Below are 14,177 nucleotides of genomic sequence, written 5' to 3'. Positions count from 1 at the left end.
GGAGCCTTCGGCCAAGGGGTCGGGTGAACTCTTTCACAAAGTCCGGACGACGTGTCAGGGGCCCCGCGCCGGCCGCGGGCCGTGCGGGCGGGGGCCCCGGCCGGATCCGCTCAGCTCATCCGCAGTGCCAGGAAGAAGTCGAGCTTGTCCTCCAGCCGCGAGAGGTCACGCCCCGTCAACTGCTCGATTCGCCCGACCCGGTACCGCAGCGTGTTGACGTGCAGGTGCAGCCGCGTCGCGCAGCGCGTCCACGATCCGTCGCAGTCCAGGAAGGCCTCCAGCGTCGGGATGAGCTCCGCGCGGTGGCGGCGGTCGTAGTCCCGCAGCGGGTCCAGCAGGCGGGCCGTGAAGGCGCGGCGCACGTCGTCCGGGACGAACGGCAGCAGCAGCACGTGCGAGGCCAGCTCGTGGTGGCCCGCCGCGCAGACGCGGCCCGGGCGGGCCGCGGCGACCCGGCGGGCGTGCCGGGCCTCCTCCAGCGCCCCGCGCAGCCCCTCGGCGGAGTGCACGGCCGCGCTGACGCCCAGGGTGAGCCGGCCGTCGTCGGCGAGGCCCGCCTGCAGGGGCTCCCGTACGGCCGAGAGCAGCTCGTCGGCGTTCAGGGCGCGGTCCGGGCCCTTCTCCTCGCCGGGCTCCGCCGGGAGCGCGGGCAGCGGTACGAGGGCGATGGCCTCGTCGCCCGCGTGGGCGACGGCGATGCGGTCCGAGGGCTCGGGCCCCGAGACGGAGGGGTCGACGAGGATCTCCTCCAGCAGCGACTGGGCCACCGGGCCGCCGGGGATGTCCCCGCCGTCCCAGTCGACCCGCGCCACGACGACCTGCCAGTGCGGGGCGGTGCCCAGCCCCGGGAGCAGCACCGGGGCCGCGACCCGCAGGCGGGCGGCGATCTCGGCGGGCGCGGCGCCCGTCTGGACCAGCTCCAGCACCTCCTGGGCCAGGCGGCGGCGCACCGTACGGGCCGCGTCGCGCCGGTCGCGCTCGACGGCGATCAGCTGGGTCACGCCCTGGAGCAGGTCGAGCCGCTCGGCGGGCCAGTCCCCGGCGTCGGCCTCGACGGCCAGGAACCAGTCCGAGAGCACGCTTTCGCGCACGTCACGGGCGCCGGGGCCGCCCGGGCCACGGCCCGCGCCCCTGATCGGGAAGAGGGAGTACGTAATACCCTGGATGGAGATCCGGTGCGGGCCCCTGCGCCCGGTGCGGACCGCCGCCAGGTGCTCTCCGGCCAGGGTCGCGCAGACGCCCGGCGCCAGGGGTTCGCCCGCCCCGGCGATCTGCCGGCCCGTGGGGGACAGCACCCACGCCCGCAGATCGAGGTCGGTGGTGAGCAGATCGAGCACCACATCGGGTCCACCCCCCGCGGGGCCCGACGTCATGAGGCGGCGGTGCCGGTCCACGACCGCCGCGAGATCGCCCGCGCGCTCGCCGGAGACCTGCCGCACGACGTACTCGGTGATCGTGGCGAATGCAACGTCTTCGTTCACCGCGAACAGCGGCAGCCGGTTGCGCCGACAGGCTGAAACGAGATCGTCGGGGATGTCCCCGAGCTCCGCCTCGCCGGCCGCGAGGCCCGCGACGCCCGCGCTCGCGAGGATTCGTACGAATGGCTCGGAGTCGGCCGAATTTCTTCGCCACGCCAGGCCGGTCAGGACGAGTTCGCCCCCGGTGAGGTATCGGCTGGGATCCCGTAGGTCGGTCGTCATGACGCCGCGGACCGTCCGGTCGAGTTCGTCCTCGCCGCCCAGCAGCCGCAGCCCCAGCGCCTCGGTTTCCAGCAGTGCGCGCAGCCGCATGGTGTCGCCGCCGATCTGTCTCGAATGTTGCCGTTGGAAATCGGGCAGGTCGTTGCATCCTGCCTTTCATACGAATCTACAAGACGAGGGAGGCCGCCAGCCAACTCCTTCATGGTTTCGGTGACTGCACCCGAGGGACGCACGGCTTGTGTACTGACTCCACACCGCGTTAACAGCACGTGAACGACCAGTCGAGGGCCTGAGGGCCTCCTGGCTTGAAGTGAACGACACGATGAAGAAGAAGAGAGCCGCACATGGACTTCCTTCGCCCCGCCAGCTGGGAGGAGGCGCTCGCCGCTAAGGCCGAGTACCCCACAGCTGTGCCGATTGCGGGTGGCACCGACATCATGGTCGAGATCAACTTCGACCACCGTCGGCCGGAGTACCTCCTGGACCTGAACCGCATCGGTCTGCTGCGGGAGTGGGAGGTCGGCGAGGACGTGGTCCGTCTGGGCGCCTCCGTCCCGTACACGCAGATCATGGAGAACCTCCGGACGGAGCTCCCGGGTCTCGCGCTCGCCTCGCACACGGTCGCGTCCCCGCAGATCCGCAACCGCGGCGGCGTCGGCGGCAACCTCGGTTGCGCCTCGCCGGCGGGCGACTCCCACCCGGCGCTGCTCGCGGCGGGCGCCGAGGTCGAGGTGGAGTCCGTACGCGGCTCTCGCCTGATCCCGATCGACGAGTTCTACACCGGCGTGAAGCGCAACGCGCTCGCCGCCGACGAGCTCATCAAGACCGTCCACGTGAAGAAGGCGGACGGTCCCCAGCAGTACTCCAAGGTCGGCTCCCGCAACGCGATGGTCATCGCCGTCTGCGCGTTCGGCCTGGCGCTGCACCCCGAGACCCGCACGGTCCGCACCGGCATCGGCTCGGCCGCGCCGACCCCGATCCGTGCGAAGGCCGCCGAGGAGTTCCTGAACGCCGCGCTCGAAGAGGGCGGTTTCTGGGAGTCCGGCAAGGTCATCACCCCGTCGATCGCCAAGCAGTTCGGTGACCTCGCCTCCGGCGCGGCCAACCCGATCGACGACGTCCGCGGCACGGCGAAGTACCGCCGTCACGCGGTCGGCATCATGGCTCGCCGCCAGCTCGTCTGGACCTGGGAGCAGTACCGCGGAACCGGCCACGGCCGCTCGCTCGAAGGGGCTGCGTAATCATGCGCGTCAATTTCACCGTCAACGGCCGTCAGCAGGAAGCCGACGACGTATGGGAGGGCGAGTCCCTCCTGTACGTGCTGCGTGAGCGGCTCGGCCTGCCGGGTTCGAAGAACGCCTGCGAGCAGGGCGAGTGCGGTTCCTGCACCGTCCGTCTCGACGGCGTGCCGGTCTGTTCCTGTCTGGTGGCCGCCGGCCAGGTCGAGGGTCGCGACGTCGTGACCGTCGAGGGTCTGGCGGACTTCGCCAAGCAGCGCGAGGAGCACGGCCACGGCGGTGCCTGCGGCACCGGCGGCTGCGGCTCCAAGGGCGGCGTCTCCCTGGACGCGGCCAAGCAGTGGCAGGCGCACGGGCCCAACAGCGAGCTCCGCTCGCGGGCGGCCGACTCGCAGACCGGCGAGGGCGCCCCGCTCTCCAACATCCAGCAGGCGTTCATCGACGCCGGCGCCGTGCAGTGCGGTTTCTGCACCCCCGGTCTGCTGGTGCAGGCCGACGCGCTGCTCGAACAGAACAGCTCCCCGTCCGACCAGGACATCCGCGAGGCCCTGTCCGGCAACCTCTGCCGCTGCACGGGCTACGAGAAGATCCTCGACGCGGTCCGCCTGGCGGCCGCACGTCAGGGAGAGGCGGTCTGACCATGGCTCAGAACACCCGCACGGTACCGGCCGGCACGCCGACCAACGTCACCCAGAAGCACAACAAGGGCGGCATCGGCGAGTCCACGCTCCGCCCGGACGGCACCCTCAAGGTCACCGGCGAGTTCGCGTACTCCTCGGACATGTGGCACGAGGACATGCTGTGGGGCCAGACCCTGCGCAGCACCGTCGCCCACGCCGAGATCGCCTCGATCGACATCTCCGAGGCCCTGGCCATGCCGGGCGTCTACTCGGTGCTGACGTACGACGACCTGCCGGCCGAGATGAAGAACTACGGCCTGGAGATCCAGGACACCCCGGTCCTGGCCAACGGCCGGGTGCGCCACCACGGTGAGCCGGTCGCCCTCGTGGCCGCCGACCACCCGGAGACCGCTCGCCGCGCGGCCGCCAAGATCAAGATCGACTACCGCGAGCTGCCGCTCGTCACGGACGAGGCCTCCGCCCTCGCCGCGGACGCGCCGCTGATCCACCCGGGCCGCGACGACCACCACTCCGGTCACGTCCCGCACCCGAACATCGTGCACCGCCAGCCGATCATCCGCGGCAACGTGGAGGAGGCCCGCAAGCGCGCCGACGTCATCGTCGAGGGCGAGTACGTCTTCGGCATGCAGGACCAGGCCTTCCTCGGCCCGGAGTCCGGCCTCGCCGTACCCTCCGAGGACGGCGGCGTCGACCTCTACGTGGCCACCCAGTGGCTGCACTCGGACCTCAAGCAGATCGCCCCGGTCCTCGGTCTCCCCGAGGAGAAGGTCCGCATGACGCTCTCGGGCGTCGGCGGTGCCTTCGGCGGCCGCGAGGACATCTCGATGCAGATCCACGCCTGCCTGCTGGCCCTGGCCACGAACAAGCCGGTCAAGATCGTCTACAACCGGTTCGAGTCCTTCTTCGGCCACGTGCACCGCCACCCGGCGAAGCTGTACTACGAGCATGGCGCCACCAAGGACGGCAAGCTCACGCACATGAAGTGCAAGATCGTCCTGGACGGCGGCGCGTACGCGTCGGCCTCCCCGGCGGTCGTGGGCAACGCCTCCTCGCTGTCGGTCGGTCCGTACGTCCTGGAGGACGTGGACATCGAGGCGATCGCGCTCTACACGAACAACCCGCCCTGCGGCGCGATGCGCGGCTTCGGCGCCGTCCAGGCCTGCTTCGCGTACGAGGCCCAGATGGACAAGCTCGCGGCGAAGCTGGGCATGGACCCGGTCGAGTTCCGCCAGCTGAACGCCATGGAGATGGGCACGATCATGCCCACCGGCCAGGTCGTGGACTCCCCGGCGCCCGTCGCCGAGCTGCTGCGCCGGGTCAAGTCCCGCCCGCTGCCGCCGGAGCGCCAGTGGGAGAGCGCCGGCGAGGGTGCGGACGTCCGCGCGCTGCCGGGCGGCCTGTCCAACACCACCCACGGCGAGGGCGTCGTGCGCGGCGTCGGCTACGCGGTCGGCATCAAGAACGTCGGCTTCTCCGAGGGCTTCGACGACTACTCCACCGCCCGCGTGCGCCTGGAGGTCATCAACGGCGAGCCCGTCGCGATGGTGCACACGGCCATGGCGGAGGTCGGCCAGGGCGGTGTCACCGTCCACGCGCAGATCGCCCGTACCGAGCTGGGCGTCACGCAGGTCACCATCCACCCGGCCGACACGCAGGTCGGCTCCGCCGGTTCCACGTCCGCCTCGCGGCAGACGTACATGACCGGTGGCGCCGTGAAGAACACCTGTGAAGCCGTGCGCGAGGCGCTCCTGGAGATCGGCCGCCGCAAGAACGGGTCCTACCACCCGGCCTGGGCGACCGCCGAGCTGCTCCTCGAAGGCGGCAAGGTCGTCACCGACGGCGGCGAGGTCCTCGCGGACATCGCCGACATCCTGGAGGGCGAGGACGCGATCGACCTGGAGCTGGAGTTCCGGCACCGGCCGACCGTCGCCTTCGATCTGAAGACCGGCCAGGGCGACGGCCACGTCCAGTACACCTTCGCCGCGCACCGCGCGGTGGTCGAGGTGGACACCGAGCTCGGCCTGGTCAAGGTCGTCGAGCTGGCGACCGCGCAGGACGTCGGCAAGGCCCTGAACATGCTCTCCGTGGTCGGCCAGATCCAGGGTGGCACCACCCAGGGCCTGGGCGTCGCGATCATGGAGGAGATCATCGTGGACCCGAAGACCGCGAAGGTGCGCAACCCCTCCTTCACGGACTACCTGATCCCGACCATCCTCGACACCCCGACCATCCCGGTCGACGTCCTGGAGCTCGCCGACCCGAACGCGCCGTACGGCCTTCGCGGTATGGGCGAGGCCCCCACCCTGTCGTCCACCCCGGCCGTCCTCGCGGCGATCCGGGCGGCGACCGGTCTGGAGCTCAACAAGACGCCGATCCGTCCGGAAGCCCTCACCGGCACCCTCTAGGACGGCGTGGTCCGGGGGCCGCAAGGCCCCGCCGCAAGGCCCCCGGACCCCCACAGACTCTCCGGGCGGTGGGACACCGGGAACGTCACACTTCCTGTCGCACCGCCCGGAGCCAGAAGTCCGGAGTACGAGAAGACCGCTCCGCTCGCGGTCCGTTCCACCGGCAGTACCCCCACCGCAACACCCGGTGGCCCCGGTCATCCCGGCGTCGCCACCCGTACCGGCCAGTACCGCAGAACCCCCGCAGTACCCGCAGTACACGCAGTGCAATTTCGCGTCGCCTCGGGCCGTCACCCCGGGTCGTGCAGCCAACGGAGTTTCCCAAATCCCGCGTCTTCAATCTTCATGCGGGTGCCCCTTTGAACCTTGGGAGTTAGGCACCATGACCCAGTCGTCTGTGGAGCCCAAGACCAGCGCGGAAGAGGCCGGCGACGGCTCTCGCAACCCCGCCGGGCGTTCTTGGCTCGACCGGTACTTTCACATCACGCACAGAGGTTCCAACGTCGGCAATGAGATTCGTGGCGGAGTCACGACCTTCATGGCCATGGCGTACATCCTCCTGCTCAACCCGCTGATCCTCTCCGGCAAGGACGTCGCCGGAGACACCATGAGCCAGAAGGCTCTCATCACCGCCACGGCGTTCGCCGCGGCCCTGACCACGCTCCTCATGGGCTTCGTCGGCAAGGTGCCGCTGGCCCTGGCCGCGGGCCTGTCGGTCTCCGGCGTGCTCTCCTCGCAGGTCGCGCCCCAGATGACCTGGCCGCAGGCCATGGGCATGTGCGTGATGTACGGCGTCGTGATCTGTCTCCTGGTCGTCACCGGCCTCCGAGAGATGATCATGAACGCGATCCCCCTCGCGCTCAAGCACGCCATCACCATGGGCATCGGCATGTTCGTCGCCCTCATCGGCCTCGTGAAGGCCGGCTTCGTGGGCAACGGCGGGGAGTTCTCCCCTCCGGTCCAGCTCGGTGCGATCGGCCAGCTCTCCGGCTGGCCCGTCCTGATCTTCTGCATCACCCTGCTCGCCATCTTCATGCTGCAGGCCCGCAAGGTCCCCGGCGCGATCCTGATCGGCATCGTCGGCGGCACCGTGGTCGCCGCGATCGTCAACGCCGTCGCCGACGTGGACCCGAAGGCCTGGAAGAACGGCGCGCCGACCCTGGACGGGTCCGCGATCTCGATGCCGGACTTCTCCCTCTTCGGCCAGGTCTCCTTCGGCGGCTGGGGCGACGTCGGCGCCATGACGATCGGCATGATCGTCTTCACCCTCGTCCTCGCCGGCTTCTTCGACGCGATGGCCACCATCATCGGCGTCGGCACCGAGGCCAAGCTGGCCGACGACAAGGGCCGCATGCCGGGCCTGTCGAAGGCGCTGTTCATCGACGGCGCCGGCGGTGCCATCGGCGGCCTGACCGGCGGCTCCGGCCAGACCGTGTTCGTCGAGTCCGCCACCGGCGTCGGCGAGGGCGCCCGTACGGGCCTCGCCTCCGTCGTCACCGGCCTCTTCTTCGCGGCCTGCCTCTTCTTCACCCCGATCACGCAGATCGTCCCGGGTGAGGTGGCCTCCGCGGCCCTGGTCGTCATCGGCGCGATGATGATGCAGAACGCCCGCCACGTGGACTGGGCCGACAGCGCGACCGCCATCCCGGTCTTCCTGACCGTCGTGCTCATGCCCTTCACCTACTCGATCACCGCGGGTGTCGCCGCCGGCGTGATCTCGTACGTGGCGATCAAGATCGCGCAGGGCAAGGCCCGCGAGATCGGTGCCTTCATGTGGGCACTGACCGTGATCTTCGTGATCTTCTTCGCGGAGCACCCCATCGAGGCGTGGCTCGGTGTGAAGTAAGGCGGCGCCGGTGATCCGGCCCTGACCCTCCACGCATCCGATACTGGTAATCGAACCCCTCCGAGGAGGCCGCAATGCTGGACATCGCCGAAGAACTGAACCGGTGGGTCGAGCAGGGACGAGACTTCGCCGTCGCCACCGTGGTGGCGGTCGGCGGGAGCGCGCCCCGGCAGCCCGGAGCCGCGCTCGCCGTCGACAGCGAGGGCACGGCCATCGGATCGGTCTCCGGCGGATGCGTGGAGGGCGCGGTGTACGAGCTGTGCCAGCAGGCGCTGGAGGACGGCGAGACCGTCCGGGAGCGCTTCGGCTACAGCGACGACGATGCCTTCGCCGTGGGCCTGACCTGCGGCGGGATCATCGACATCCTCATCACCCCGGTACCGGTGGGATCCCCGGCGCGGGAGGTGTTCGCGGCCGCGCTGGCCGCGGCCTCCCGCGGTGAGGCCGCCGCCGTCGCCCGGATCGCGGAAGGGCCGGCCGAGCTCCTGGGCCGGGCCGTGCTCGTCCGGGGCGAGGGCGGTCACGAGGGCGGTTTCGGGGGCCACCCCGAGCTGGACCGCACCATCGCCGCGGAGGCCCGCGCGATGCTCGACGCCGGGCGCACCGGCGTGCTGGAGATCGGCGCCGACGGACGGCTCTGCGGGGAGCCGCTCAAGGTGCTCGTCGAGTCCAGCGTCCCGCCGCCGCGGATGATCGTCTTCGGTGCGATCGACTTCGCGTCCGCCCTGGTGCGGATCGGCAAGTTCCTCGGCTATCACGTCACCCTGTGTGACGCCCGGCCGGTGTTCGCCACGAAGAACCGTTTCCCCGAGGCGGACGAGATCGTCGTCGAATGGCCGCACCGCTACCTCCGGGCCCAGTCCTCGGCGGGCGCGGTGGACGGCCGGACCGTCCTGTGCGTGCTCACCCACGACGCCAAGTTCGACGTCCCGCTCCTCGAACTGGCCCTCAAGCTGCCCGTCGCCTACATCGGCGCCATGGGCTCCCGACGCACCCACGAGGACCGCAACAAGCGACTGCGGGACGTCGGCGTGAGCGAGCTGGAGCTGGCCCGGCTGCGCTCCCCGATCGGCCTGGACCTCGGCGCCCGCTCCCCGGAGGAGACCGCGCTGTCCATCGCCGCCGAGATCGTGGCGAACCGCCGCGGCGGCTCGGGCGCGGCCCTCACCGGAGCGCACATACCGATCCACCCGGACGTCTCGAAGACGGTGATCGGCCGGATCGGTTCGGTCGCCTGAAGGGCGGCGCCGGAAAGGCGCTGGAGGACGACTTAGGGCGTGACCCCGCGGGGGTTGCGCCCTTTCGCCGTCCCGCCTATTTTACCGGCCGGTAACAGCGCCTTCCTGTAACGGAGTTGAGCGGATGTCCCGGACCGCACGCACCGCCCGTACGGCACGCACCACCCGCACCCCCGCCCGTACCCCCGTCCGTACGCTCCTGGCCGGCTGCGTCCTGGTCGCGGCCTCGCTGGCGGGCGGGCCCGCCTCGGCGTCCGCGCCGGTCGCCGGCCCCGCCGCCGGCGCCGACGTCCGCGAGGTGCTCTTCGTCGGCAACAACTGGGAGGGCACCGCCGACGTGCTCGCCTCCACCGGCGACCTCGCCAAGGTGGGCCGGATCAACATGATCCCCGACAAGGAGGAGCGGCTCCGGGAGATCTACCTCAACCCGGTCAAGCTCGCCTTCTTCCTCGGCATCCGCGCCGGCGCGGGCGAGGGCCACGACCAGTTCGTCGACGACATGTACACCACCGCCGACGGCTCCGCCGTGGTCGCCTCCCGCCCCAGCTTCGCCGACGTCGTCTCGATCGATGTCCGCACGGGCCGGATCAACTGGCGCTTCCCCGTCTCCGGCTTCCGCTCCGACCACATGGCGGTCTCGCCGGACGGCACCCGGGTCGCGGTCTCGGCCTCCACCGCCAACACCGTGCACGTCCTCGACATCGCCACCGGGCGGCAGCTCGGTTCCTTCCCGACCGGCGACAAGCCGCACGAGAACACCTTCAGCCGCGACGGCCGCTTCCTGTGGAACAGCTCCATCGGGGACGTGACCTCCGCCCTCGACGCGCCGTGGCTGGACTGGACGAAGGGCGACCGGAAGATCACCGTCGTCGACGCGCAGACCTTCCGCACGGTCCGGGTGATCGACATGCGCGAGCGGCTCGACGCCTTCGGCCGCCCGGACCTCTCCGACGCCGTCCGCCCGATGTCCTTCAGCCCCGACGAGTCGAAGCTCTACTTCCAGGTGTCCTTCTTCAACGGGGTCGTCGAATACGACGTGGCCGGCGACCGGATCACCCGGATCAAGGAGCTTCCCCGCAACCCCGCCACCAACGCCGACCGCACCACCTGGGTCAACGACTCCCGCCACCACGGCATGTCCATGAGCCCGGACGGGACCAAGCTCTGCGTCGCGGGCACGATGGACGACTACGCCACCGTCGTCGACCGCGCCTCCCTCACCGAGGGGCCGCTCGTGCCCGCGAACAAGCCGTACTGGGCCACCGTCGACGGGGACGGCACCGCCTGCGTGATCTCCGAGAGCGGCGCGGACCAGGTCACCGCCATCGACTTCGCGACCGGCGCCAAGCGGGTGTCCGTCCCGGTCGGCGACCACCCCCAGCGGGTCCGGATCGGCCACGTCCCCACCGGCTGGACGGGCCCGCGGTAACGACGCCCACCGGCCACCCCGGTCCTTATGGGGTGACCGGTCCGCGATGACCGATTAGTCTCCGGATCATGGTGGACATCCGTGAGGTACCCGAAGCCGACATCGACCGCGCTCTGGAGCTCGCGTACCTGGTCTTCCACGACCGCCCCGAAGCGGAGGGCCGCCGGCGCCACCACGCCCTCCTGCGCACCTGCGCCCGGCTGGGCGCGTACGACGGGGACGCGCTGGTCGGCTTCATGGCCGCGCACGACTTCCGGCTCTCGGTGCCCGGGGCGGACCTGCCCTGCCCCGGGCTCACCTTCGTCAGCGTCGCCCCCACCCACCGCCGCCGCGGCGTGCTCACCGCGCTGATGGACGAGCAACTGCGGCGCACGGGGGCCGCGGGCAGCCCGATCGCCGCGCTGTGGGCCTCCGAATCCGCCATCTACGGCCGCTTCGGCTACGGCTGCGCCACCCAGGGCGCCACCGTCGAGATCGACTCCACCCGGCCGCTGGCCCTGCGCATCGCACCGGACGCGCGCCCGCTGCGGCTGGTCGACCCGCGGGACGCGATCGCGCTGATCGGGCCGTACCACGAGGCCGCCCGCGCCGGCCGGCCCGGCCGCCCCACCCGCGACGCCGAGCGCTGGAACGAGTCCTGGCTCAGCGAACAGGACGAGGAGGACGAGGAGTTGGGTCCGCCCCGGATCATCGTCCTCGGCGATCCGGGCGAGCCGATCGCGGGGTACGTGCTCTACCGCACGAAGCACGAGGCCGACGGCGCCCCCGCCCGCGGCCCCGGCCTGGTCCGCGTCGACGAACTGGAGGCGGACACCCCGGCGGTGGCCGCCGCCCTGTGGGACTGCCTGGCCGGCCTCGACCTCACCGGCAGGGTCCGCGCCTGGGGCCGCCCGCTGGACGATCCGCTGCTGCGGTTCGCCGCCGACCGGGACCAGGTCAGGGTCACCGCCCAGTTCCCGGCGCTGTGGCTGCGGCTGGTCGACGTGCGGGCGGCGCTGACCCGGCGCTCCTGGGCCGCGCCGGTGGAGGTGGTGCTGGAGGTGGCCGACGTACGGCTGCCGGCGAACGCGGGCCGGTACCGGCTGAAGGCGGGCCCGGACGGTACCGCGTACGAGCGCGCCACCGCCCCCGCCGACCTGGAGTTCGACGTACGGGACCTCGCGGCCTGTTACCTGGGCGGCACCCGGGCCGCCGAGCTGGTCGCCGCCGGGCTGGTGGCGGAGCGGACGCCCGGCGCGGCGGCCGCCCTGGACGCGGCCCTGCACACCCCCCTGCTGCCGCACACGGCGGACGAGTTCTGAGGGGAGGCGCGCCGGGCCGCCGACCGGCAAGGCCGGGCGGGATCAGGCGGGCAGGGAGATCCGCGCAGCCGCCATCCCGAACGAGGAGCTCTGGCCGAGCCGCGCCCCCGGCCCCCGTCCGGCCGTCCTCGGGTGCAGGTCCTCGTCGCGGTAACGGCGCACGCTCTGGTGCCAGTTGAGGACCGCGGCCATCCAGTCCTCCAACTCCCGTACGTAGGCGTCGAGCGAGGCCCGCGCCCGGGCGTCCAGTCCGTGGTCCTCGTACAGCACCGGAAGCTGGTGGTCGCGGATGTGCTCGAACTCCTTCGTGCGCTGCACCATCAGGTCGGCGACGATCGCGAACGCCCGCGGGTAGTCGATGTCGAAGAAGTTCTGGGTGACCAGGACGTGGTTGTGCACCTCGCCCTCCACCTCGATCTCCTTCTGGTACGAGAAGAGGTCGTTGATGATGCACCCGACGTCCGCCGCCGCGCTCTCCAGCGACCGCATCACCCCGTCGCGGTAGACCTCGGGCGGCACACCGTCGTCCTCGTGGCCGAGTTTGGCGAGGAACATCGTCATGTACGTGCCGAAGGTGAAGCGGCGCATCTCGGCGTAGTCCACCGGGTCCGGGATCCGGTTCACGACGGCGTTGCCGATCTCCCAGACCCAGCTGTCCAGCATCCCGATGACGTGCCCGCGGAACTCCGCGCGCATCGCGGGACTCATCCCGGCGACGGTCCGGGCCCACAGCTCCTTCAGGCTGCGCTCCATCGCGGTGACCGGCTCCGGGGCCTCGGCCGGGTCGACCGGGATCATCGAGACCAGCCGGTCGGTCGCCGCGCGGGCGGCCGCCGGGGACTTCGAGCCGGCGAACACCTTGGGGTAGTAGTCGTCCGCGTAGGTGCCCCAGGTCAGCCACTGCGCGGCCAGGCACAGCGCCTCCGCCGTGGCGTCGGGGTCGATGCCCGCCGCGCACAGGGCGAAGTCCATGCCGACGAGCTTGTCCTCGTCCCAGATGTCGGAGCCGGGATCGCCGGGCTGCGGCTCCAACAGGCCCATCTCCCTGGACCAGTCGACGAGTTCACGGCGGGCCAGGTCCAGGTGCGGGCTGAGGGTGAGCGGGAAGGGCATGGAGAAGTCGGGCAGGAGCGAGGGGCCCACCTTCTGGAACGGCACGTGCGTGAAGCTGCGCCGGCGCAGCTCCATGGCGCGGGGGGCGAACAGCGAGCGCAGGTCCAGGGCGGCGGTACCCGGCCCGGTGGGCAGGAAGGGCAGGGTGAGCGGGGCCGCGGCCGCCCCCTGGGCCTCCTTGTTCATGTAGCGGCTGGAGACCATGTGCCATTCGTGCCCGCCGGACTGCCAGTCCTGCAGTCCCTTCGCGTACGCCAGTACGGACGCCATCTCGACGGGGTCGAGCCCGTGCTGCGCGGCGAGCGCGGGGACCTCGGCGAGGGCCGTGTACTCGAACTGCTGGAGCCGCGAGGTCAGCAGGTCGTTCGACAGGTCGGCGGCCTCCTGGGTGGTGCAGTCCAGGAAGGTCTCCAGGACCAGGACGGCGTTGGAGAGTTCGCCCTCCTGCTCCACCTCGCGCTGGTAGGAGAAGAGGTCGTTGCGGATGTGCACCGCGTCGGAGAAGGCGTCGCGGAGCACTTCGAGCGGGCGCGCGTGCGCGACCCGGGCCGGCACCTCCGCGGACACGTACTCGACCAGCCCGGCGGACCAGGGGGCGCCACCGACCTTGCGGCGCATCTCGATGTATTCGAGCGGGTTCGCCACCCGGCCGATGTTGATGTTGTGCAGCTCCCACATCGACTCGTTGAGGAGGTTGCGCGTCGACTCGGAGAAGCGTTCCCTCCAGTCCATCGACATCGCGGGCACGGTGCGCGACCACAGGTCCTTCAGGCCCGCCTCGACCGGGTTCGCCGGCTCGGGGAACCCGTCGGCGAGGTCCATCGGCATGAAGGCCGCCAGCCCGTCGAGGTACTTCTTGGCGCCCTCGCGGTCCTGGGTGCGCTTGTAGACCTCCAGGAAATGGTCGTCGAAGAAGAAGACCCACACGTACCAGTCGGTGACCAGGTTCAGCGCGTCGGCCCCGCAGTCGGGGTGGGTGTACGAGCACAGCAGCGCGTAGTCGTGCGCGTCGAGGTCCCGCTCGTCCCACACGCCCGAGCCCTCCAGCATCCCGAAGCCGCGGGCCCACCGCTTCGTGTGCGCTCGCGCGGCCTCCAGGTGGGGGTTCAGTCGCGCCGGATACGGCACATAGAAATCCGGCAGTTGAAACGGCTGTGTCACGGCGGGCTGGACCTTTCCGTCCGAGGGCGCGGGGGCCCTTGCCTGCGGCCCCCCGCACGAGATCAGCAGGGCACTACCCCTTTCGCCGCCGGGACAAGGAAGAGT

Annotated in this window: 9 protein-coding genes; 7 read left to right on the top strand and 2 right to left on the bottom strand. The window is 71.2% G+C overall.

Annotated features, from left to right (window positions below; genetic code table 11):
* Positions 1-110: 110 nt before the first annotated feature.
* Positions 111-1,790 (bottom strand): PucR family transcriptional regulator, encoded by a 1,680-nt coding sequence (locus CP980_RS07135; RefSeq protein WP_132759312.1) that lies wholly within the window; start codon positions 1,788-1,790, stop codon positions 111-113.
* Positions 1,791-2,044: 254 nt separating this feature from the next.
* Here CP980_RS07135 and CP980_RS07130 point away from each other — a divergent pair, with 254 nt between their 5' ends.
* The 7 genes from CP980_RS07130 to CP980_RS07100 all read left to right on the top strand — a co-directional run bounded on the left by CP980_RS07130 (position 2,045) and on the right by CP980_RS07100 (position 11,798).
* Positions 2,045-2,941 (top strand): FAD binding domain-containing protein, encoded by an 897-nt coding sequence (locus tag CP980_RS07130; RefSeq protein ID WP_099888898.1) that lies wholly within the window; start codon positions 2,045-2,047, stop codon positions 2,939-2,941.
* A gap of 2 nt (positions 2,942-2,943) precedes the next feature.
* Positions 2,944-3,576: a (2Fe-2S)-binding protein gene (locus CP980_RS07125; protein ID WP_132759313.1), complete on the top strand. Its 633-nt coding sequence runs from the start codon at positions 2,944-2,946 to the stop codon at positions 3,574-3,576.
* 2 nt (positions 3,577-3,578) lie between these two features.
* A complete protein-coding gene (gene pucD / locus CP980_RS07120; RefSeq protein ID WP_150493104.1) occupies positions 3,579-5,984 on the top strand; it encodes a xanthine dehydrogenase subunit D in 2,406 nt (801 codons plus the stop codon).
* Between the two features lie 382 nt (positions 5,985-6,366).
* Positions 6,367-7,830, top strand: coding sequence for an NCS2 family permease (locus CP980_RS07115; RefSeq protein ID WP_132759315.1), 1,464 nt, complete (start codon positions 6,367-6,369; stop codon positions 7,828-7,830).
* Positions 7,831-7,904: 74 nt separating this feature from the next.
* Positions 7,905-9,068, top strand: coding sequence for an XdhC family protein (locus tag CP980_RS07110; RefSeq protein WP_132759316.1), 1,164 nt, complete (start codon positions 7,905-7,907; stop codon positions 9,066-9,068).
* 124 nt (positions 9,069-9,192) lie between these two features.
* On the top strand, positions 9,193-10,497 hold the full coding sequence (locus CP980_RS07105; RefSeq protein WP_150493102.1) for a YncE family protein: 1,305 nt from the start codon (positions 9,193-9,195) through the stop codon (positions 10,495-10,497).
* 68 nt (positions 10,498-10,565) lie between these two features.
* Complete coding sequence (locus CP980_RS07100; protein WP_150493100.1) at positions 10,566-11,798, top strand: GNAT family N-acetyltransferase; 1,233 nt, start codon at positions 10,566-10,568, stop codon at positions 11,796-11,798.
* A gap of 42 nt (positions 11,799-11,840) precedes the next feature.
* On the opposite strand, the gene CP980_RS07095 is transcribed toward CP980_RS07100, so the two are convergent.
* Positions 11,841-14,072 (bottom strand): terpene synthase family protein, encoded by a 2,232-nt coding sequence (locus CP980_RS07095; RefSeq protein ID WP_150493098.1) that lies wholly within the window; start codon positions 14,070-14,072, stop codon positions 11,841-11,843.
* Between the last annotated feature and the right edge of the window lie 105 nt (positions 14,073-14,177).

It is taken from the genome of Streptomyces vinaceus (genome assembly GCF_008704935.1).
GTDB classification, from domain to species: Bacteria; Actinomycetota; Actinomycetes; order Streptomycetales; family Streptomycetaceae; genus Streptomyces; species Streptomyces vinaceus.
Note: the sequence above shows the minus strand (reverse complement) of the source record. Positions and strands in the feature narration are given on the sequence as shown.

Excerpts from the sequence above, each read along its gene's own strand:
- CP980_RS07110 (WP_132759316.1), top strand. The coding sequence starts at position 7,905 with ATGCTGGACATCGCCGAAGAACTGAACCGGTGGGTCGAGCAGGGACGA.
- CP980_RS07105 (WP_150493102.1), top strand. The coding sequence starts at position 9,193 with ATGTCCCGGACCGCACGCACCGCCCGTACGGCACGCACCACCCGCACC.
- CP980_RS07125 (WP_132759313.1), top strand. The coding sequence starts at position 2,944 with ATGCGCGTCAATTTCACCGTCAACGGCCGTCAGCAGGAAGCCGACGAC.
- CP980_RS07115 (WP_132759315.1), top strand. The coding sequence starts at position 6,367 with ATGACCCAGTCGTCTGTGGAGCCCAAGACCAGCGCGGAAGAGGCCGGC.
- CP980_RS07130 (WP_099888898.1), top strand. The coding sequence starts at position 2,045 with ATGGACTTCCTTCGCCCCGCCAGCTGGGAGGAGGCGCTCGCCGCTAAG.
- CP980_RS07135 (WP_132759312.1), bottom strand. The coding sequence starts at position 1,790 with ATGCGGCTGCGCGCACTGCTGGAAACCGAGGCGCTGGGGCTGCGGCTG.
- CP980_RS07100 (WP_150493100.1), top strand. The coding sequence starts at position 10,566 with ATGGTGGACATCCGTGAGGTACCCGAAGCCGACATCGACCGCGCTCTG.
- pucD (WP_150493104.1), top strand. The coding sequence starts at position 3,579 with ATGGCTCAGAACACCCGCACGGTACCGGCCGGCACGCCGACCAACGTC.